Raw genomic sequence first — 21,345 nt, 5'->3', positions numbered from 1 at the left:
ATGCGTGATTTTTCCGGCGATCACCGCGCCCTGTCGATCAACACGGCGACGGTGAGAAAGCAGGGCGACCTCGTCGCTATCACGGAGGCCTGCGCCCGGGCCGACATCAAGGCGATCTCGCCCTGGCGCGATCAGGTGGCGCAGGTCGGTCTCAACCGGGCTGTGGCCGCCGTGAAGGATGCGGGGCTCGAACTTTCCGGTTATTGCCGCGGCGGCATGTTTCCGGCCGATGCGGCAAAGCTGCAGGAGGCCGCCGACGACAACCGGCGCGCCGTGGACGAGGCGGTCGCGCTCGGGGCTCCTTGCCTCGTGCTCGTGGTGGGTGGCCTGCCGCAATACTCGCGGCCCGGCTCTCATGTCTCGAAGGACATCGGCGCCGCCCGCGCTATGGTCGAGGACGGCATCGCGACGCTGCTCGACTATTCGCGTCAGGCCGGCCTCCCGCTCGCCATCGAGCCGCTGCATCCCATGTATGCGGCGGACCGGGCCTGCGTGAACACCATGCGCCAGGCTCTCGACATCTGCGACCGGGTCGATCCGGAGCGGACCGGGATGCTGGGCCTCGCCGTCGACGTCTATCACGTCTGGTGGGATCCGGAACTGAAGGAGCAGATCCAGCGCACGGGACAGGACCGGCTCCTTGCCTATCATGTCTGCGACTGGCTGGTGCCCACCACGGACCTGCTGCTCGACCGCGGCATGATGGGCGACGGCGTCATCGACCTGCGCGGCATCCGTCACGAGGTCGAGGCGGTCGGTTTCGCCGGCTATTCGGAAGTCGAGATCTTCTCTGAGAGCAATTGGTGGAAACGGCCGATGGAGGAGGTGCTCGCCACCTGCATCGAGCGTCACCGCACGGTCGTCTGAGCAGACGCCCGTTCGATCTTTGACATCGTGTCTTGAAAGACAGGCTCTCGCCTACGGGCGGGAGCCGTAAACCGATTACGCGGCTAGAGCATCGGACCCAAAAGTGGAATGCACTTTTGGGCTATCCGATGCTCAATCCTTTATGCGGCGCATCGTTCGGCGCGGAAAACCGGGTCCACTTTTCGCTAGCGCGGCCCGCTGGGTCCGCACGATGCGCTAGCGCCGATTGCAGCAGATAGGGAGCGCCGGCCGCTTCTGCGATCTCCTGCACTTTCAGTTTCAACGTCTCAGGGATCGGTATGCCCTTTGCGAGACGCTCTTCCCGGGCTGTCCATTCCGGTTCGCCCGGTATCAAGACCGGCTCGTCCTCACGGACTGGCTTCGTGGCATGGAGCGTATCGACGATCGCCTCCACGTCCGCTTGGAATTCATCGAACGGCCTGAAGGCCGCCGGGTTCAGGGCCATGAAGAAATGCCCGATGTTGTCGGGATCGGACGGCTTCTGCGTCTTGTTCCTGACCGGCGAGAAGGATGCGCCGGAGAGGGTGCCCGACAGGATCTGGGCGATCAGGCCGAGCCCGTATCCCTTATGGCCTCCCATATCGCTGCCGTCGCCGCCGACCGGGGTGAGGCCACCCTCACGGCCCTCGAAAATCTGGCGGAAGGCCTGGGCGGAATCCGTGACCGGCTGTCCCTGACCGTCGATCACCCATCCGGGCGGAAGCTCCTTGCCCTGGAGGGCATAGACCTTGACCTTGTTGGCCGCCACGACGCTGGTGGAAATGTCGAGGCAGATGTCCGGATGGGATCCCGCGGGAACCGCAACGGCGATCGGATTGGTGCCGAGCACACGCTCGACCCCATTCGTCGGCACGACGGAGATCACGCGGGTCGTCGACGATACGACGCCGATCAGCCCGCGCTCCGCCGCCATGGTGGCGTAGTAGCCGGCGGCGCCGAAGTGGTGGGAGTTGAACACCGAGACGACGCCGACATCGTGCGCCAGCGCCTTCTCGATGGCGAGGTTCATGCCCATCAGAGCGGCGGGATGGCCCAATCCGGCTCCGCCGTCGATCAGGGCCGTGCTCGCGCTCTGCCGGACGATCCTGGGTTCGGCCTGAAGCCGCAGCTGCCCGGCATTCTGCATCTGGGCATATTGCGTGAGCATCGAGATGCCATGCGAGTCGATGCCGCGCAGATCCGTCTCGACCATCACCTCGGCCGTCAGGATGAGCTTGTCCTCGCTCATGCCCCAGGTCCGCAGGATCGCCTCGATCTGGGCGCGAATCACATCCGCCGAGAAATTCTCGCTCGCGACCATTGCGTATGCTTTCGTTTGATCAATTCGGCGGCTCCGTGGAGCCGGTGAGGAGGTGGCTTGCGCCACCTCCATGGGCATCAGGCGGCGATGGCCTGCGCCGGGTCCAGCAGCTTGGAGACGCTGACCAGCTGGCCCGTCTTCGCGCTCTGAAGCGCCGCGATGCCGCACAGCACCGACATGGCGCCGGCGCGGGAGCCTGCGCGCTGGTTCAGCGGATCGGGCGTATCCGGCTTGAAGAGCATGTCCTGCAGCTTCGGGTCGCCGCCGAAATGTCCGCCCGGCTCATGCGGAACCTTGATGGTCTCCGCGCCGCCGAAGTTCCGCACGAGCAGGATCTCGTCGTGCTCCGGCGTCTCCCAGGGCTGGCGCTCGAACTGGCGCATCTGGATTCGGCCCTTGGTGCCGTCGAAGGCGATGAAGTGGCCCTCGATCGGCATGTAGGTGTTCACCGAATAGGTGACCTGCACGCCGTTCCGGTAGCGGATCATGGCCGACATGGTGTCGGGGATGTCGATCTCCTCGCGGAACACGCAGGCGTCGCGCACATAGCCGTCCTCGCGCGAGGGATCCTCGTAGAGAGCCTCGAGCCAGGGATCCTGGCTGATGTCCATGTAATAGTCGCAGTAGCTCGCATGCGGGCAGGTTTTGCAGCGCTCGCCGCGGAATGGACCGGCCTTGCCGTACTTGCGCAGGCTCGCGAAGGCAGACACGTCCTCCGGGTCGTCATCCAGGTACCAGTTCATCAGGTCGAAATGGTGCGTGCTCTTGTGCACGAACAGGCTGCCGGAATTCTCCTCGACGGCATGCCAGCGGCGGAAATAGTCAGCCCCGTGCTTGTTGTCGAGGAACCAGTGGAAATCGATGGAGGTGACGTCGCCGATCACGCCCGAGTTCAGGAGTTCCTTGATCTTCCGGACGGTCGGGGCGTAGCGGTAGTTGAAGGTCACGTCGACGCGCTTGCCCGTGCGCTTCTCGGCATCGAGGATGCGCCGCACCTTCTCGGCCGTCGTGGTCATCGGCTTTTCGGTGATGACGTTCACGCCCGCTTCGAGGGCCCGCACGATCATCTCGTCGTGATTCGAATCCCGGGTGCAGATGATCACCGTGTCCGGCTTGACGGTCGCGATCATCTCCTGGGCGTCGGCATAGATGGGAGCATCGATTCCCAAAAAGCCCCGGGCGCGCTCGGCGCGAAGCTGGTTGATGTCGCACAGGGCGACGATCTCGACGAAGTCGCCGTAACCTTTGACGACGTTGATTCCCCACATGCTCGTGCCGCGATGGCCGGTGCCGATGAGGGCAATGCGTTTCCTGTTGGCGCGGTCCATTCTCTTGGGTTCTCCTGCTGCTACGCTCTTAACGGTACTGAGCGCTTAATTTGTCGTACAAATATGAGCTTCAGCCGACGGCAAACCAGGGGGAAGGCTCGTTCACTCACTGGTTATCTCTTGGGAAGCTTCGGTAAAGGAGCTTAGATCGGCAAATTACATCATACAACTGGTTGACATACAACCATTCTAAATTTTAGCTTCATGTCGGACGGCGACAAAAGAAAAGTGCTGGCGTAGCGTATGGGCGGAGGGACCGAAGCCTCGGCGCGACGCAAGCCAAAGAAAAAGGATTGTCGCCAGTTAAGAGGCAGCAAGTCCGGGCGGCCGCCCAAGCGGCGCCCAAGAGGGAGATACGCCACATGACTCATGACCTTAACCGTAGGACACTGTTGAAGGCGGCCCTCGGGTCTGCCGGACTCAGCGCAATGGGGAGCCTTCCGGCTTTCGCGCAGGATGCGCGCGTTCGCCTGTACTGGTGGGGCTCGAAAGAGCGCGCCGACCGCACCCTGAAGGCGGTCGCGCTCTACCAGGAGCAGAACCCGAGCGTGAAGATCGACGGGGAGACCCTCGCCTGGGGCGATTACTGGCCCCGTCTCGCCACCCAGGCGGCCGGCCGCAACGCTCCCGACCTGATCCAGATGGATTACCGGTATGTGGCGGAATATGCCCGCCGCGGCGCCCTGCTGCCGCTCGACGAGTTCATGGGCAAGTCGCTCACCATCGGCGATTTCGACAAGGCCTCCCTCGACAGCTGCAAGGTCGACGGCAAGCTCTACGGCATTAATATCGGCAACAACTCCAACGCCCTGATCTACAACAAGGCCGCGTTCCAGAAGGCCGGTGTGCCCGAGCCGGTCGACGTGACCTGGGATAAGTTCTTCGAACTCGCCGCTGCGGTGACCAAGGCACATAACGGCGAATATTTCGGCACCTCCGACGGCAGTCCGGAAGAGACCGCTTTCGAGAACTGGCTGCGCCAGCGCGGCAAGGCATTGTTCACCGAGGACGGCAAGCTCGGCTTGGACGAGAAGGACGCGGGCGACTGGTTCGCCATGTGGGCCAAAGCGCGCGAGGCGAAGGCCTGCCCGCCGGCCGACCTGCAGGCGCTCGACAAGAACAACATCGAGACGAACCTGCTCACGCAGGGCCGCGCCGCCTGCGCGTTCAACCACTCGAACCAGTATGTCGGCTACCAAGTTCTCAACAAGAACCCGCTCGGCGTCACCATGTATCCGCAGGGCGCGGGCCCGAACCCAGGCCATTATCTCAAGCCGTCGATGATGTGGAGCATCTATGCCCGCTCGAAGGTGGCCGAACAGGCGGTGAAGTTCGCCAACTTCACCGTGGAGAACGTGGACGGGGCGAAAATCCTCGGCGTGGAACGCGGCGTGCCCGCCTCGCCCAAGATCCGGGACGCGGTTTCGGCGGAGCTCGACGACATGGGCAAGCTCGTCGTGAACTTCATCTCTCACGTCACGCCCAAGGTCGGGCCGATCCCGCCCGCTCCCCCGAAGGGCGCCGGTGAGATCCAGACCATGCTGCGCCGGATTGCCGAGCAGGTCGGCTTCGGGCGCCTGTCCCCTGCCGATGGCGGCAAGCAGTATGTCAGCGAAGCCCAGGCCATTCTGAGCCGCGCCTGACGCGAGCGCCTTCTGACTCACCAGGCCGACCCAGCCGCACCGGGTCGGCCTGTCCGTCTATCATGACATTGCTGTGAGCCATTCCTGATGACAACAACCGCTCAAATTCCTTTGACGATCATCGAGCCGGAGAAGCGCAGCAAGCGCCGCGGGGCCTTGTCCCGGACGCTCGTCTCCTATTCGTTTCTCGCGCCCTGGCTCATCGGCTTCCTCGGGCTGACCCTCGGCCCGACGCTCGCATCCCTTTATCTGTCCTTCACCAATTTCGACCTGCTGCAGGATCCGCAGTTCATCGGGTTGGCCAATTACCAGCGCATCGTCACCAACGACGTGAAGTTCCTGCACTCCATGCAGGTGACTTTCACCTACGTCATCCTGGCGGTTCCGCTGAAGCTTGCCTTCGCGCTCGGCCTCGCGATGGTGCTCAACCGCGGCATCGCCGGTCTGCCCCTGTACCGCGCCCTCTTCTATTTGCCCTCACTGCTCGGTGCGAGCGTCGCCATCGCGGTGCTCTGGCGCCAGCTCTTCGCCAAGGACGGCCTCGCCAACGTGGCGCTGGGCTTTTTCGGCATCCAGGGACCGAGCTGGATCTCCGATCCGAACTACTCGCTCTACACGCTGGTGCTGCTCAGCGTCTGGCAGTTCGGCTCGCCGATGATCATCTTCCTCGCCGGCCTGCGGCAGATCCCGCCGGACGTGTACGAGGCCGCGAACATCGACGGCGCCAACAAGGTGCAGCAGTTCTTCAAGATCACCCTGCCGCTGCTCACCCCCGTGGTGTTCTTCAACGGCATCGTGCAGACCATCGACGCCTTCAAGGCCTTCACGCCGGCCTTCATCATCAGCGAGGGCACCGGCGGGCCCATCGACTCGACCCTCTTCTATACCCTGTACCTGTATCAGGAAGGCTTCGCCTATTTCCGCATGGGATATGCGTCGGCTCTGGCATGGATCCTGCTGATCATCATCGCCTGCTTCACCGCCTTCTCGTTCCTCACCTCTCGCTACTGGGTCCATTACAATGACTAACGCTGCAGCTCCGACGCAGAATGTCAGCGGCGCCCGCTCGCTTCTGTACCATGTGATCCTGTGCGCCGTTTCGCTGGTCATGCTCTATCCGCTGTTGTGGATGCTCGCGAGCAGCTTCAAGCCGGACAACGAGATCTTCGGGAACGCGTCGCTCTGGCCGAACAGCTTCACCATCGATGCCTATATCCGCGGCTGGTCCGGCCTGACGGTGAGCTTCGGGACCTTCTTCTGGAACTCGCTGGTGATTTCGGTCCTCAGCGTGATCGGCAACGTGTTTTCCTGCTCGCTCGCGGCCTATGCCTTCGCGCGCCTGAAGTTCCCGCTGAAGAACTTCTGGTTCGCGCTCATGCTCGGCACGCTGATGCTGCCGTATCACGTGACCCTCATTCCGCAATACGTGCTGTTCCTGAACCTCGACTGGGTGAACACCTTCCTGCCGCTGGTGGTGCCCAAGTTCCTGGCCGCCGACGCCTTCTTCATCTTCCTGCTGTATCAGTTCTTCCGCGGCATCCCGCGCGAGCTCGACGAGGCGGCGATCATCGACGGCGCCGGTCCCTGGCGCATCTTCTGGAGCGTCATGCTGCCACTGTCCGTGCCGGCGCTCGCCACGGCGGCGATCTTCACCTTCATCTGGACCTGGGACGACTTCTTCGGCCCGCTCATCTATCTGAACGATGCGAGCCAGTACACAGTCCAGCTCGGCCTGCGCACCTTCGTGGACTCCACGGGCAAATCCGACTGGAGCGCCCTCTTCGCCATGTCGGTAGTCGCCCTGATCCCGGTTCTGCTGTTCTTCGGGGTCTTCCAGCGCCTTCTCATCGAAGGCATCGCCACCACCGGTCTCAAGGGCTGAGGATCAAGCGAATGTCAGCATCCGAAATTCGCTTCGCTGCGATCGGCATCAACCACAACCACATCTTCGGTCAGGTCGATGCCCTTCTCGGCGCCGGGGCCGAGTTCGTGTCCTTCTTCGCCAAGGAGGATGATCTCGCGGCTTCCTTCGCGGAGCGCTATCCGCAGGCCAAGCGCGTGGACGACCCACGCCGGATCCTGGAGGACGACAGCATCGCGGTCGTTCTCAGTTCCGCGATCCCGAAGGATCGCGCGCGGATCGGCATCGAGGTCATGCGTCACGGCAAGGACTACATGGTCGACAAGCCGGGCATGATCACCCTCGAGGAGCTGGCCGAAGTCCGCCGGGTCCAGCGGGAGACGGGGCGGATCTACTCCATCTTCTACTCCGAGCATTTCAGCAGCCGCGTCACCGATAAGGCCGGCGAGCTGATCCGCGCTGGAGCCATCGGCAAGGTCGTGAATACCCTGGGCCTCGGCCCGCATCGGTTGAATGCGCCCATCCGCCCGTCCTGGTTCTTCGAGCGGGCGGCCTATGGGGGAATTCTCACCGACATCGCGTCCCATCAATGCGAGCAGTTCCTGTTCTACACGGGCGCCAAGGATGCCGAGGTCACCTATGCGATGGTGGCCAACCGCAACAATCCTCAGACGCCGGGCCTTCAGGATTTCGGCGAGATGACGCTCAAATCCGCCGATGCCACGGGCTATATCCGCGTCGACTGGTTCACCCCGGACGGCCTGCCGATCTGGGGCGACGGGCGCGTCATGGTCGTCGGCACCGATGGCTACATCGAGATGCGCAAGTACATCGACATTGCCGGACGCGAGGGCAAGGATCACCTCTTCCTCGTGGACAAGACCGGCATGCGTCATCTCGACTGCTCCAATGAGGAGCTGGCTTACGGGCGCCATTTCCTCAACGATGTGCGGGATCGGACCGAGACGGCCATGGGGCAGGAGCATTGCTTCAAGGCCATGGAGCTGACCCTCAAGGCGCAGGCGCTGGCCGAAGCGGCGCCGACCGGGCAGGCGCCCCGGTGATGCTCGACTTCCGCCTGCTCAAGGACGTGCGCTGCGGCATCGGCGAGAGTCCCGTCTGGGACGATCGCCGAAAGGTCCTGTTCTTCATCGACATCAAGGCTCCGGCGATCCATGCCATTCGGCTCGACGGCACGGAGCGCCGCACCTGGACGATGCCCCGGGTCGTCGGCTCCATCGGGCTTGGCACCAGCTGCCGCTTGGTCGTGGCATTGGAGCGCACCATCGCGGTCTTCGATCCGGATGCTGAGCGCCTCGACATCATCGCGGAGGTTCCCGGCGAGCCGGCCTGGCACCGGCTGAACGACGGCAAGGTGGGACCCGACGGCGCGTTCTGGGTCGGGTCGATGGACGACCGCCCGCAGAAGGAGCCACGCGCTTCGCTCTACCGTGTCGACGGGCGAGGCCGCGTGACCCGCGTGCTCGAGCATGTCTGCCTCGTGTCGAACGGGCTCGCCTGGTCGGCCGATGGCCGCACCATGTTCCACTCGGATTCCCGCGGCCCCTGGATCGACCGCTACGATTTCGACCCGTCCTCGGGCATCCTCGCGAACCGGTCACGCTTCGCCACGCTCGACGAGGCCCGGGGTCGGCCGGACGGCGGTGCCTGCGACGCGGAAGGCTTCTACTGGAGTTCCGGCGTGTCCGCCGGACGGTTGAACCGCTTCTCGCCGGCGGGAGAGATCGTGGAAACCCATCCGGTTCCCGTGCCTGCCCCCACCATGCCGTGCTTCTGCGGCGACGACCTGAAGACCCTCGTGATCACATCCCTTCAGCCGGACAATCCCGACGTTTTGGCTGCCGCGCCGCAATCCGGCAGCCTGTTCATCGCGTCGTCTCCCGTCGCCGGGGTAAGGATCGAACGATGGGCGGACGCCTAACGGGCAGGTTTCATCGATCTTGGTGATGATTCTCCCTGGATCGTGTTCCTTTCGCCTCCAAAATTCATCATATATCCTATAAATATTTCTTCGATCATCAGCACCGCGAACCAGCCATGACCTCGAAACGAATCCTGATCACCGGAGCCGCCGGCCGTCTCGGAACAATCTTGCGCCGGTCTCTTGCCGGACAATGCGAGCTGGTGCGGCTGTCCGACATCGTCCCCATGGAGCCTGCCGGGGCTGGCGAGCAGATCGTTTCCTGCGATCTTGCCGACGAGGCTGCCGTTCGGGGCCTGTGTGAAGGCGTGGACGCCGTCATCCATCTCGGGGGCCTCCCCTATGAGACCGGATGGTCCGAGATGCTGCGAACCAACATCGGCGGCACCGTTAATCTCTATGAAGGCGCGCGGCACGCTGGCGTCGAGCGCGTGATCTTCGCCAGCAGCAACCATGCCACCGGCATGTATCCGAATGATAGGACGCTGTCCGGCGAAAGCTCGCCCCGTCCCGATTCACGCTATGGCCTGACGAAGGCCTTCGGAGAGGATGTGGCGGCGCTCTATGCCTACAAGCACGGTATCCGCAGCCTCTGCCTGAGGATCGGTTCGTGCCTGCCGAAGCCGGACAACCGGCGCGCCCTGTCCACATGGTTGTCGCAGGACGATTTCGTGCGCCTGGTCCAGGTGGGTCTGACCGCCGATTACGTCCACGAGATTGTCTATGGCGTCTCCCGGAACACGCGCTCCTGGTGGGACAACTCCGCTGCCCATCGCCTCGGCTACGAGCCGCGGGACAACGCGGAGGATTATGCCGCCGAGGTCGAGAGCATCGAGCTCAAGACGGAGCTTGCCCGCCTCTATCAGGGCGGGAACTTCGTGCCGGAGGAATTCTCGAGCCGTAAGGAATGGCTGGGCTGAGACCGCACCGGCAATCAACAGGTTTCAGGGCTCGACAAATAAAAAAACCGGAGCGCCACGCGAGCGCTCCGGTCTCTCATGCCATCAAGGACTACGCGCGGGCCGCGTAGCGCAAGATGTCGGCGCCCTTGTTCGCAAGGCTCCAGTTCTCATAACGCGGATGGTCCGGGCCGACCTGCACATTCTGAGGACGCTCGGTCTCGATGGATTGATAGAACGCTGTCAGCAGCTCCAGCGAGCGGCGCGCATCGGCCAAGGTGATCGGAAGTTCACCGCCGGTCACGAGCGCCTCGTGATAGGGGGCGAACAATCCTTCGAAGCGGGTCGGAACGAAATTCCATCCCTCGAAGGCCTGGTCGATTTTCGCCTGCACCTCGGGCGAGGCGGGGATGATCTTCCAGGGGTCGTCACCCGGAGCGTAGGGTTTCTGGCAGCTCTCGAACGTCACGTTCTCGAAGCAGAAGCGCAGGCGGCTGATCTCGTCCTGCGAGCCCAGAGTCGCGGCCGTGGAGGCCAGGGCGCCGTTCTGCAGCTCCAGGCTGCCGACGACGCAATCCTCGACCTCGATGTCGTTCACGCGGGTCGCCGCGCGGGCGAACACGGATTTCACCGGGCCCATGACGAAGGTGAGCAGGTCGTGCAGGTGAATCGCATGGGTGACGAGCACGCCGCCGAGCTCGGTTTCCCAACGCCCGCGCCAGGGATTGTCGTAGTACTTCGCGGTGCGCTTCCAGAACACTTCGACGGACGCGAGGTAAGGCTTGCCGGCTATGCCCTGGTCGATCAGGTGCTTGGCTTTCATGATGCCGTTGCCGTAGCGGTACTGAAAGATCGGCAGTACCCGGCCCTTGGATTGCTTCTCGGCCGCGATCACCTTGTCCACATCCGCCACGGAGCCGACGAGCGGCTTCTCGCAGATCACGTTCTTGCCGGCGGCGAGGGCCGCCAGGATCTGTTCGAGATGGACCGCCGGGGGCGTGCAGACGTCGACGATGTCCACATCCTCCATTCGGAGAACCTCGTCGAAATCCTTGGTCCGCCGCTCGATGCCGAACTCGTCGCCGATGCTCGCCAGGCGCTCGTCGTTGAGATCACAGATGGCGACCACGCGGAACTTGTCCGGATGAGCCGCATAGGAAACAATGTGGGTGCGGCCAATTCCGCAGCCGACGACCGCAACATTCTTGATCATAGGCGCTCTTCTCCCTTGGCTCCGGACCGTGAAGGCCCTTTGAGCTTGACATGCAGAACGGTTCCTGTGCGCGACGGCAGACGGGTCTGCGGACGGATGACAGCGACTCATATGGCTGAGCTTCAGGAACCGTAATCTTCGCGATGCAACGTCACTCCGGCTTGCATGTCAAGATTTGTCGTGCAACATGATATGTGCTTAACTTGATCAAGTCGTAAAAACACATACGTTAGCGTAGCCTTATCAAGGTTCTGCAGGGCACCCTGAGAGTGCCGCGACCGCACAACGTTTTGGAGGAAGCCCCGTGGCCTCAGTTGAGATCCGCAACATCCGCAAGAATTTCGGAACGGTACCGGTCATTCACGGCGTGTCCATCGACATCCAGGACGGGGAGTTCGTCATCCTCGTCGGGCCGTCGGGATGCGGCAAGTCCACCCTGCTGCGCATGATCGCCGGCCTGGAGAGCGTATCCGGCGGCGAACTGCGCATCGGCCCGAAGGTGGTCAACGACGTGCCGCCGAAAGAGCGCGACATCGCCATGGTGTTCCAGAACTATGCGCTCTACCCGCATATGACGGTGGCCGACAACATGGCCTTCTCGCTCAAGCTCAAGAAGGCGCCGAAATCCGAGATCAAGTCCCGCGTCGACCGCGCCGCCGAGATCCTGGGCCTGAACAAGCTCCTCGACCGCTACCCGCGCCAGCTCTCCGGCGGCCAGCGCCAGCGCGTCGCCATGGGCCGCGCCATCGTGCGCGATCCGCAGGTGTTCCTGTTCGACGAGCCGCTGTCCAACCTCGATGCCAAGCTGCGCGTGGCCATGCGCACCGAGATCAAGGCCCTGCACCAGCGCCTGAAGACCACCACCATCTACGTGACCCACGACCAGATCGAGGCCATGACCATGGCGGACAAGATCGTCGTGATGCACGACGGCGTGGTGGAGCAGGTCGGCGCGCCGCTCGAGCTCTACGACCGTCCGGCCAACCTCTTCGTCGCCGGCTTCATCGGCTCGCCGGCGATGAACTTCCTCAAGGGTCATCTGCAGGGCGGCCGGTTCGTGACCGCGAGCGGCATCACCCTGCCGGTGGCGAACGCCCCCGCCGCCTCGGACGGCCAGCCGATCATCTACGGCATCCGGCCCGAGCACTTCATGCTGGACGATGCGAACGGCGTGCCGGCCGAGGTGGCCGTGGTCGAGCCGACCGGATCGGAGACGCAGGTGTTCGCCAAGTTCGGCGGCACGGACGTGGTCGGGGTGTTCCGCGAGCGCGTCAACGCGCAGCCGGGCCAGCAGATCCGCGTCACGCCCGATCCGAAGCTCGTCCACCTCTTCGACGAGCAGACCGGCAAGCGCATCTGAGTGAGCAAGTCACTTGAGGGCGGCCCGCATCTGCGCGGCCGCCCTTTTTTGTGAGATCGGCGATGCTGTCATTGCCGGGGTGACGGGGAGGCGATCATAGACGTCCTGGTGATCGGCGCAGGGGTCGTGGGGCTTGCTGTCGCGCGTGTGCTCGGCCTTAGCGGCCATAGCGTGATCGTCGTCGAGGCGACCGGCGGCATCGGCAACGGCGTGTCCTCGCGCAACAGCGAAGTCATTCATGCCGGCATGTATTATCCCTCCGGTTCGCTGCGCGCACGCCATTGCGTCGAGGGGCGGCGGATGCTCTATGCCTTCTGCGAGAGCCACGGCGTGCCTCACGCGAAATGCGGCAAGCTGATCGTCGCCACCAACGATCTCGAACAGGCCAAGATCGAGGGCATTTACGAGCAGGGGCTGACGAACGGCGTCGAAGGCCTTGCCTATTTGACGGGCGAGGAAGCGCGCGCCCTCGAGCCGAATCTCGCCTGCACGGGCGCCGTGCTTTCGCAGGAAACGGGGATCGTCGACAGCCATGCGCTCATGCTCGCGCTGCAGGGCGATCTCGAGAATGCGGGCGGCGTCATCGCCTTTCATGCTCCCGTGGAACGGATCGCCCGCAACGGCGCCGGATGGGAGGTGCATGTGGGTGGATCGGAGCCGATGGACCTCACCGTCGATGCGGTGATCAACGCGGCGGGTCTCGGCGCGCAGGCTCTCGCCCGCGCGACGGAAGGCTATCCCGAAGAGCACGTGCCGCCGCTGGTGCTCGCGAAGGGCAATTACTTCGGCTGCCTCGGCAAGCCCGCCTTCTCGCGGCTGATCTATCCGGCCCCTGTCGATGGCGGTTTGGGCACGCATGTGACGCTCGATCTTGCGGGCCGCATGCGGTTCGGGCCCGATGTGGAATGGATCGACCGTGAGGCATACGAGGTCGATCCGCGCCGGTCTGAGAGCTTCTACGCCTCCATCCGCCGCTATTGGCCGGGCCTGCCCGATGGCTCCCTCGTGCCCGATTATTCCGGCATCCGTCCCAAGCTCACGGGCGCCGGCGAGAAGGCCGCCGATTTCATGATCGACGGCCCGGCCGAGCATGGCCTTCCCGGGCTCGTGAACCTCTTCGGAATCGAAAGTCCGGGCCTGACCTCGTGTCTGTCGATCGCCGAGGACGTGGCGGAGAGGCTGGGCGCTTAAAAATTCTCACTGTCATCCCGGGGCCGCGCAGCGGAGCCCGGGATCCATACCCACGTCGCTTCGAGATGACGTGATGAGCGTTACGCCTCTTCCTACACCTGAGCGGTTATGGGTTCCGGGCTCGCCTCCGGCGCCCCGGAATGACAGTTGTGCGTGTCACCCCCTGAAGAACAGCAGCGTCAGCAGTAGGAAGGTCGGGATCAGGATCGCGCCCGACCAGAGCAGGTAGCCGAAGAAGCTCGGCATCTTCACGCCGCCTTCGCGGGCAATCGCGTAGACCATGAAGTTGGGCGCGTTGCCGATATAGGAGTTGGCGCCCATGAACACCGCCCCGGCCGAGATGGCGCTGAGCGTCAGCGCGCCGGTGGTCATCAGCGTCTGCGGATCGCCGCCGGCGAGCTCGAAGAACACCAGGTAGGTCGGCGCATTGTCGAGGAACGAGGATAGGCCGCCCGAGAGCCAGAAATAGGCCGCGTTGTTGGCGCTGCCGTCCGGATGGGTCACGAGGGCGACGAGGGGCGCGAAGGCACCGTCCGCGCCTGCCTTCAGCATGGCGAGCACCGGAATGATCGCGATGAAGATGCCGGCGAAGAGTTTCGCCACCTCCTTGATCGGCCCCCAGGAGAAGCCGTTCTCGATCCGGTTGGCCTCCGGCGTCGTCTTGAGCGAAATGATCGTGACCACGATCATGATGAGGTCGCGCAGGGCGTTGGCGAGTTCGATCTCCGCGCCGAGCACGGTCACGCGGCCGAGATCGGTGGTGGCGCTCATGAGGATGGCCGCGATGATGATGAAGATCAGCAGGAAATTCATGCCGCCCGTGACGCGCACCGGATTGTCGGGCGTCGGATCGGGGCGCACGCGGCCTTCCTTCTTGTAGACGACGAGATCGATCACGAAGAACAGCGCGAGCAGGAGAAGGCTCGCGAACAGCGTTTCCGGAAACAGGTGCGTGGTGGTCCAGAAGAACTCGACGCCGCGCAGGAAGCCGAGGAAGAGCGGCGGGTCGCCGAGCGGCGTGAGAGAGCCGCCGATGTTCGACACCAGGAAGATGAAGAACACGATCACGTGCACGTTGTGCCGCCGGTCGTCATTGGCGCGCATGATCGGCCGGATCATCACCATGGAGGCGCCCGTCGTGCCGATGAAGCTCGCGAGCACCGTGCCAATTCCCAAGAGCATCGTGTTCACACCCGGCGCACCATGGATGTTGCCGCGCACGAGGATGCCGCCCGCCACCGTGAACAGCGCCAGGAGCAGCAGGATGAACGGGATGTATTCCAGGAACGCCGTGTGGGCGAGGGCATGGATTGCCGTCACCGGGCCGAAGGCGAGCGCCATCGGGATCAGCACCAGCAGGCCCCAGAGGGCCGCGATCTTGCCCTGGTGATGCTCCCAGACATGCGGCGCCAGCAGGGGGAACAGGGCGATGGAGAGAAGGATCCCGGCGAAGGGCAGGGCCCAGGCGAAGCCGAGGCTCGCCCCGTCGAATTCCGCCGCGAAGGCTGCCTGAGGCAGGAGGATCAGCGCGGCAGCCGGCGCCAGGCGCGAAAGGCGAAGCATGTTGTCGAAATTCCCGTGCCGGCCCGACCGGCTTTTTATCGAATGATTGCGAATGCTTTTATGGGAATCGACAGGGCGCCGCAACGGCCCGCGCATCGTGCGGACCCAGCGGGCCGCGCTAGCGAAAAGTGGACCCGGTTTTCCGTCCCGAACGATGCGCCAGCCAAAAGAAGGAGCATCGGGTGGATCCCAAAAGTGCATTCCACTTTTGGGTCCGATGCTCTGGCCGTTAACCGGCTATTCACCATAAGTCAAAGATAGTACAACATCATTACAAGGATCTGTGGGCCAAGGGGTTGCCGTAAAACCATGTGCCGCTTTCTCGCCTATCGGGGGGAGCCGATCTTCCTCGACGAACTCGTCTGCGCCCCGGCCCATTCGCTGGTCCATCAGTCCCTGCACGCGGTCGAGGCCAAGACCGAGACGAACGGGGACGGGTTCGGCATCGGCTGGTACGGGGAGCGCAGCGAGCCGGGCATCTACCGGGAGGTCCGCCCGGCCTGGTCGGACGAGAACCTGAGAAGCCTGTGCGAGCAGGTGCGCTCGCGTCTGTTCTTCGCCCATGTGCGCGCCTCCACGGGCACCTCGACCACGCGGGCCAATTGCCACCCCTTCGCCCATGGCCGTTATCTCTTCATGCATAACGGCCAGATCGGCGGCTATGGACGCATCAAGCGGCGGCTGGAGGCCCTGATCCCGGACGAGCTCTACGATCGCCGCCTCGGCACCACGGATTCCGAGGCGATCTTCCTCCTCGCCCTCGCCAACGGATTGCCCGAGGAGCCCGTGATCGCCATGGCCAGGACCCTCAAGCAGGTGCGCGGCCTGATGAACGAGGCCGGCATCGACGAGGCCCTGCGCTTCACCGCCGCCTTCACCGATGGCGAGAACCTGTGGGCCTATCGCTGGGCCTGCGATGCCAAGCCGCCGACCCTCTATTTCCGCGAGGTCGACGGCAACCTGCTCGTGGTCTCCGAGCCCATCGACGACAAGACCCGGGGCTGGCGCGAGGTGCCGAAGGGCTGCAGCCTCGTCGCCCGGGCCGGCGGCGTCACGGTGGAATGCCTGAACGAGGCCATGGGGCGCCTGGCCGCGTAGAGCATCGGACCCAAAAGTGGAATGCACTTTTGGGATCCACCCGATGCTCCATTTCTGAAAGAGCGCATCGTTGAGCGCAGGCTCTTCTTCATGAGTTCAGGCTGTCGGCCGGCCGCGCAATCAGGGACATCAGGGCGCCTTTCAGCGCTTCCATCTGAAGTTCCGTCTCGGTACGGGCGGAGCCTTCATCCGGGCTGGCGAGGGTTCTGAGCCGGGCATTCTCCGTGGCGAGCCGGTCGTTCTCGGCCATCAGGATCGCGATCTTCTCCTCGGCGATCCGCAGGCGGGCCTGGATCTCATTCCGCTCCTGCTCGCGCAATTGCGCGCGGTCGCGCCAGAGCCGGATCGCAACGCCTTCGGTATCGTCGTTCATGGTCTGCTCCTGATCCGCCTTAGAATCCCCAGGCAGAGTGGAAGAATTGAGGCATGGCGCCATCCAGTCCCATCGACCCTTAAAAAGCTCTTACCCGTCCAGTTCGGGATAGTGGCGGAAAATGCCCTCCTGGTTGAAGGGAATGCGCCGGGGACTGTCGCAATAGGCCTTGATCCGCGGCCGTTCGGCCACGGCATCATGCAGGGCGGCCACACGTGGGGCGTCCTTCAAGGCGCGCCGTGTCGCCTTGGGGAAGGCATAGGCGAGCCCCTCCACGGCCTGGAACAGGGAGAGATCCACATAGGTCAGAGCGCGGCCGACGAGATGCCCGTCGCCGGCGGGATTGCGGGCGAGGATCGTCTCGAACCAGTTCAGGAACTTCGGAATCCGGCCTTGGCGGAATTCCTCCGATCGCCGGAGCGCCTCGTCCTTCTGGTCCTCGTAATAGAGGCCGACGCCGACCGGGTGATGCGTGTCATGGGCCTCGGCGACGAAATCCGCGATGGTGAGCTGGATCTGATGCGCCCAGAGCCCGCCCGCCGGATCCTTGGGGGCGAGGCCGTGCCGCGCTCCGAGATAGAGCAGGATGGCGGCACTCTGTCCGATGATCGTCTCGCCGTCCTTGAGAAAGGGCGGCGCGAAGGGCGGGCGCTCCGCGTGGTCCATCATCCGCATCATCGCCGCGAGGCCCTCCGGCTCCCGGGCCACGTCGGCATAATCGGCCCCGGCCTCTTCCAATGCGAGCCTGACGAATTCCCCGCGCCCCTGGATGCTCGGCCAATAATAGAGTTCATAGGGCATGCTGATCTTCCTCCGGTGCTCCGACACAAAGGACGATGGGGCCGGAAGGGTTCCGCTCGAGGCGGCGCACGTCCGCCGAGACAGAAAAAGGGCGCCCTGTGGAGCAGGACGCCCTTGCAAGTTTGGTCCGGCCTGAGGAACAGGCCGGGACCAGGTTAGATCACGAAGAAGTCACTGTACGTCATCTTCAGGTTCTTGGAGAGGGTCGCAATGGCAACGGCCTTGTGAGCGCCGTTGCCGTCATCGTCGTAAGAGAGCACGCCCGTCTTCTTGTTGTAGATGATCCGGTCGTCGGCATCGTGCGCCTTGGTGCCGACATAGAAGTACTTGCTCGCCATCTTCTTCGGCTTCGAGAGCGAGCCGGCAGGCATGCCCTTGAAGTACTTGTTCTCCAGGTAGATCGAGTCGTCGCGGACGTTGAAGTCCGTGATCCTGTCGGCATTGCCCTTCGTCTTCGGATTGGTGTCGAACACGAAGATGTCCTTGCCCGACCCGCCGGTGAGGATATCGGCGCCGAGACCGCCATGGAGCCGGTCGCTGCCGCCGAAGCCGTTCAGCACGTCGTTGCCGGCATTGCCGTAGAGAATGTCGGCACCGTCGCCGCCGTTCATGCCGTTGTTGCCGGCGGTTCCCATCAGGGTGATCGAAGCCGAGCCCGAGCCGTTGATGTTCTCGATGCCCGCGAGCCTGTTGAGGTCGTAGGAGACGGTCACCGTCACCGAGTCGATGCCGCCGCCAGTGTCGTTCACCACGTCGTTGACGTCGTTGATCACATATGTGTCGTTGCCCGCGCCGCCATCCATGTAATCGGCACCGGCGCCGCCATCGATCACGTCGTCGCCCGCACCGCCATTGAGGGTGTCGTTGCCGCCGCCGCCGAGCAGGGTGTCGTTGCCGCCGGCGCCGAAGAGCTGGTTGTTCGCCTCGTTACCGACAATGAGGTTGTTGCTCTCGTTGCCGGTAAGATTGATGGCGGCCGAGCCCGTGGCGAACAGGTTCTCGAGGTGATCGGCCAGCGTGTAGCTCGCGTCGCTGTAGACCGTGTCGGTGCCACCGCCAGCACCTTCCACGAGCGTCGTGCCAGCCTTGACGAAGTAGACGTCGTCGCCCGCGCCGCCCTGCAGCGTGCTCGCGCCGTTGCTACCTGCAAGCGTGTCGCCGAAATTCGAGCCGATCACCTTCTCGAAGTTGGTATAGGTGTCACCCGCTGCAATGCCGGCCGTTCCAATACCCGCCGCGAGATCTACCGCCACGCCGCTACCGGCCGCCTGGAAGGTCAGGGTGTCGATACCATCGCCGCCGTTGAGGGTGTCACCTGCATGCTCAGACGGAGCGTAGATGTCGTTCTTGGACGTGCCGGTGACGGTGATCTTTTCAGCACGGGCGTCGATGAGCTTCGTGACGATGCCGCCAATTCCGTAGGTCGGATAGGATCGATCGTGCCAGGAAATAGCCAGGCGACCGTCCGCCGTCTCGAAAATCGATGGAGTAACCTGCTCGCCTGCTTGGGCGCTGAGATTGATCGCGGGACCCACCTGCCCGTTCGCATCGACGACCTTGACCCAAACGTCGTGAGGAGTTGCTCCACCGGGTGCCACATAAGCGACAGCGTAGCCGCCGCCTTTGAGAGCCGTGACGCTCAACTTGTCACCCGTGCTCGGCTGCCCACCAGTCGAGATCGGAGTCGTTCCAAGTGAGGTCAGAGTTCCATCTGCTGCAAGGTGATATCGCTCTGCAGAAATCGTGCCGGTTCCGATATCCGTGTCATGGACGACGACGAAATCGCCTGAAGGCTGGCCATCGGCCCCTTTAAGAGCGACGACCTTCGTTTCAATCGAAAATTCTGGTGATGGGCCGACTGTTATTCCAGTGGAGTTTCCATCGACAAGTGTGAACCAGCGATGCCCGCCCAGCAGATAGGATACGACGTATTTCGAACCACCCAACCAAGTTAGATCCGGGCGATCCACGCTTGAGGGATCAGTGACCTCTACCGAAGCTCCAGCAGTGCCGTTTGCATCAAAGTGCTTCAGGACAACCATATTAGAATTATTGACCACCTCGATAGAAGCCGTAGCCCAGCCGCCTGTGGTGCCATTGGCAGCGATCTGTGCACCGTCCGTTAGCGTGGACTGACTGATTATCGTAGCCGCGCCGTTGGAGCTTCCGTCGTAGTTGAATTTCTGCACCCGGAGAATGCGCCCCGTTCCGGCGCCCTCGGTCCAAGTAATGGCGAAGCCCCCGTCAGCCGTGTAGCTGACCACATCCGAGAATTGCTGCGGCGCGGTTGAACCTTCCACGGTGCTCTTCGCACCGACCTTGGCGCCTGTTCCATCGTAGAGCTGGAATGCGATTTTCTGGTTCTCGCGCCACGTTACCACATAGCCGCCGTTCGGCAGCATGGTGAGTGAGTCTTGGTCGGCATTGCCGTCGAGCGTGGCGGCATCCAGAGGGCTCCAGATCTTGGGCGTAACAACGGCCATTGTGTATTCTCCTGAAAGGCGCATGCGCCGAATGATGAGAGATGGTGTGCTCCGCCGAGCCTGGACTCGTCGGTGGCTACAGGCGTGGAGAACCCGGCCTTGGCCGGATCCGATGAAAGCGAGGTGAGCTTTGCCCTGTCGTGTCTTCGTTCAGGTGCCGCTCTCTCGATCCGCCACCGTTCCGGCAGCCGATTCATCGGAGCAGCTTACGTTACGCTATATTGACGTGAGTTCGGTCTCACAACTCTCCGTTCAGAGAGGTGCGACCGTTACAGAAGGCCGTTGCCGGTGTCGGGCTCTGTCCGGAAATCAGCTAAGCGATTGTTCCTGCATCAGGAATGCCTTTGCCCGCAGGGAGGGACAGAGCCTCCGAGGCCGAGCTTGGCCGTGCGCTGAAGCACATTTCCGTGCCCTCGCTCTTGCCCTTCTTCGTCACGGCCACCCACGCCTTGTTCTGCGTGATCGGTGTAAGACGTGGGTGGCCGGAACAAGTCCGGCCATGACGTCGAGGGTGTCATTTCCCCTCCTCACTCTTGCGGCCTGCGGAACACGCCCTGCACCACCTGCCCGCGCCCGATGAGCTCGGGCGGCGGGTTGGTCCAGTCGACTTCCTGCGGCTGGCGGTCGTGCCAATAGACCATCCAGCGGCCCTGCGGATCCTGGTAGACGCCGTAGATCAGGTGGCCGCGCCACTCACGGCGGGAGAGCGCTGGGATGAGATCGCGGATGCCGCGCAGCGCTAGCCATGCGAGACCGAGTACGGTCACCGGAATGGCGACGAGCCAGAGGGCTTGGATAAACTCGGACCAAGTGTGGAATTTCGAGAGCCAATCGGCCCATAGGCTGTAAGGCTGGTCCATCGCGACAACTCCCTTGAGGTGAAGCGACCACCAGCACCGCTGGTGGTCGGGGAGTTGAGAAGCCGCCTACGGACGACCGCGATGACCTTTAGGCTTTCGCCCTGGACATGCGCCATCGCCTCCCCGACCGTAAGGTTGGGAAGGCATCGTCACGGCCGATACCGGCCGCCGTAAGTCGGGGTTCTCACGCCCCAGAACCGGATGCGTCCGGCTCCGGTGACGAGGTAACACGCAACAGGGGTGCGGGGTCAATGGGGGCGCCATCGCGATGCTGAAAAGCACCCTCGCTGTCATTCCGGGGCGCCGGAGGCCCTTACCCCTGCCCCTCTCCCGCCCGAGAGAGGGGATGACCACCCCGTTTGCAGCTTCCACACGTCATGGCCGCACCTGTTGCGGCCATCCACGCCTTCTCTCCCAAACCCTCCGGCCTCATCCTGAGGAGCAGCGCAGCTGCGTCTCGAAGGATCATCCTGCGCGTACTGGAGCCTCCTTCGAGACGGTCATTGACGTGACCTCCTCAGGATGAGGCCGGAGGGTGAGAG

Annotated in this window: 18 protein-coding genes; 10 read left to right on the top strand and 8 right to left on the bottom strand. The window is 63.4% G+C overall.

The features are described 5' to 3' along the window. Entirely contained in the window at positions 1-867 is an 867-nt protein-coding gene (locus AB4097_RS08425; protein WP_442038401.1) for a sugar phosphate isomerase/epimerase family protein, read from the top strand. 121 nt (positions 868-988) lie between these two features. Here AB4097_RS08425 and AB4097_RS08420 read toward each other — a convergent pair whose 3' ends face one another. Together AB4097_RS08420 and AB4097_RS08415 are read right to left on the bottom strand one after the other, a co-directional pair. Beyond that, positions 989-2,188, bottom strand: a complete 1,200-nt coding sequence (locus tag AB4097_RS08420) for an Ldh family oxidoreductase (RefSeq protein WP_442038399.1) — start codon at positions 2,186-2,188, stop codon at positions 989-991. Between the two features lie 77 nt (positions 2,189-2,265). Continuing rightward, positions 2,266-3,516 carry a Gfo/Idh/MocA family protein gene (locus AB4097_RS08415; RefSeq protein ID WP_442038397.1) on the bottom strand — a complete coding sequence of 417 codons (1,251 nt, stop codon included), beginning with the start codon at positions 3,514-3,516 and terminating at the stop codon, positions 2,266-2,268. A gap of 362 nt (positions 3,517-3,878) precedes the next feature. Here AB4097_RS08415 and AB4097_RS08410 point away from each other — a divergent pair, with 362 nt between their 5' ends. From AB4097_RS08410 to AB4097_RS08385, 6 genes are all read left to right on the top strand, one after another. Next, positions 3,879-5,159: an ABC transporter substrate-binding protein gene (locus AB4097_RS08410; protein ID WP_442038395.1), complete on the top strand. Its 1,281-nt coding sequence runs from the start codon at positions 3,879-3,881 to the stop codon at positions 5,157-5,159. An 87-nt stretch (positions 5,160-5,246) separates the two neighbouring features. Then, complete coding sequence (locus tag AB4097_RS08405; protein ID WP_442038393.1) at positions 5,247-6,188, top strand: carbohydrate ABC transporter permease; 942 nt, start codon at positions 5,247-5,249, stop codon at positions 6,186-6,188. Beyond that, positions 6,181-7,041, top strand: a complete 861-nt coding sequence (locus AB4097_RS08400) for a carbohydrate ABC transporter permease (RefSeq protein ID WP_442038391.1) — start codon at positions 6,181-6,183, stop codon at positions 7,039-7,041. The genes AB4097_RS08405 and AB4097_RS08400 overlap by 8 nt, the downstream gene beginning before the upstream one ends. 11 nt (positions 7,042-7,052) lie before the next feature. Continuing rightward, positions 7,053-8,084 (top strand): Gfo/Idh/MocA family protein, encoded by a 1,032-nt coding sequence (locus AB4097_RS08395; RefSeq protein ID WP_442038389.1) that lies wholly within the window; start codon positions 7,053-7,055, stop codon positions 8,082-8,084. After that, positions 8,084-8,962, top strand: a complete 879-nt coding sequence (locus AB4097_RS08390; RefSeq protein ID WP_442038387.1) for an SMP-30/gluconolactonase/LRE family protein — start codon at positions 8,084-8,086, stop codon at positions 8,960-8,962. The genes AB4097_RS08395 and AB4097_RS08390 overlap by 1 nt, the downstream gene beginning before the upstream one ends. Positions 8,963-9,078: 116 nt before the next feature. Further along, positions 9,079-9,882, top strand: coding sequence for an NAD-dependent epimerase/dehydratase family protein (locus tag AB4097_RS08385; RefSeq protein WP_442038385.1), 804 nt, complete (start codon positions 9,079-9,081; stop codon positions 9,880-9,882). A gap of 91 nt (positions 9,883-9,973) precedes the next feature. Here AB4097_RS08385 and AB4097_RS08380 read toward each other — a convergent pair whose 3' ends face one another. After that, a complete protein-coding gene (locus AB4097_RS08380; RefSeq protein ID WP_442038383.1) occupies positions 9,974-11,074 on the bottom strand; it encodes a Gfo/Idh/MocA family protein in 1,101 nt (366 codons plus the stop codon). A 304-nt stretch (positions 11,075-11,378) separates the two neighbouring features. Here AB4097_RS08380 and AB4097_RS08375 point away from each other — a divergent pair, with 304 nt between their 5' ends. Then, positions 11,379-12,434, top strand: coding sequence for an ABC transporter ATP-binding protein (locus tag AB4097_RS08375; RefSeq protein WP_442038381.1), 1,056 nt, complete (start codon positions 11,379-11,381; stop codon positions 12,432-12,434). Between the two features lie 96 nt (positions 12,435-12,530). Beyond that, on the top strand, positions 12,531-13,625 hold the full coding sequence (locus tag AB4097_RS08370; protein WP_442038536.1) for an NAD(P)/FAD-dependent oxidoreductase: 1,095 nt from the start codon (positions 12,531-12,533) through the stop codon (positions 13,623-13,625). A gap of 156 nt (positions 13,626-13,781) precedes the next feature. Here the strand turns inward: AB4097_RS08370 and AB4097_RS08365 are convergent, their stop codons facing one another. Then, on the bottom strand, positions 13,782-15,188 hold the full coding sequence (locus AB4097_RS08365; protein WP_442038379.1) for a sodium:proton antiporter: 1,407 nt from the start codon (positions 15,186-15,188) through the stop codon (positions 13,782-13,784). 309 nt (positions 15,189-15,497) lie between these two features. Between AB4097_RS08365 and AB4097_RS08360 the strand changes: the two genes are divergently transcribed. Continuing rightward, entirely contained in the window at positions 15,498-16,286 is a 789-nt protein-coding gene (locus AB4097_RS08360) for a class II glutamine amidotransferase (protein ID WP_442038377.1), read from the top strand. A gap of 88 nt (positions 16,287-16,374) precedes the next feature. Here the strand turns inward: AB4097_RS08360 and AB4097_RS08355 are convergent, their stop codons facing one another. The 4 genes from AB4097_RS08355 to AB4097_RS08340 all read right to left on the bottom strand — a co-directional run bounded on the left by AB4097_RS08355 (position 16,375) and on the right by AB4097_RS08340 (position 20,803). Next, the gene (locus AB4097_RS08355; RefSeq protein WP_442038375.1) at positions 16,375-16,659 is read right to left on the bottom strand and encodes a hypothetical protein; all 285 of its coding nucleotides are present in this window, start codon (positions 16,657-16,659) and stop codon (positions 16,375-16,377) included. A 90-nt stretch (positions 16,660-16,749) separates the two neighbouring features. Further along, on the bottom strand, positions 16,750-17,460 hold the full coding sequence (locus AB4097_RS08350) for a glutathione S-transferase (protein WP_442038373.1): 711 nt from the start codon (positions 17,458-17,460) through the stop codon (positions 16,750-16,752). A 155-nt stretch (positions 17,461-17,615) separates the two neighbouring features. Further along, the gene (locus AB4097_RS08345) at positions 17,616-19,943 is read right to left on the bottom strand and encodes a calcium-binding protein (RefSeq protein WP_442038371.1); all 2,328 of its coding nucleotides are present in this window, start codon (positions 19,941-19,943) and stop codon (positions 17,616-17,618) included. Between the two features lie 527 nt (positions 19,944-20,470). Next, complete coding sequence (locus AB4097_RS08340; protein ID WP_442038369.1) at positions 20,471-20,803, bottom strand: hypothetical protein; 333 nt, start codon at positions 20,801-20,803, stop codon at positions 20,471-20,473. Positions 20,804-21,345 lie beyond the last annotated feature (542 nt).

Origin of the sequence: Microvirga sp. 2MCAF35, from assembly GCF_052115545.1 — a bacterium.
In the GTDB taxonomy this organism is placed as follows: domain Bacteria; phylum Pseudomonadota; class Alphaproteobacteria; order Rhizobiales; family Beijerinckiaceae; genus Microvirga.
The sequence above is the reverse complement of the archived record's forward strand: the minus strand, read 5'-3'. Positions and strand labels throughout refer to the sequence as shown.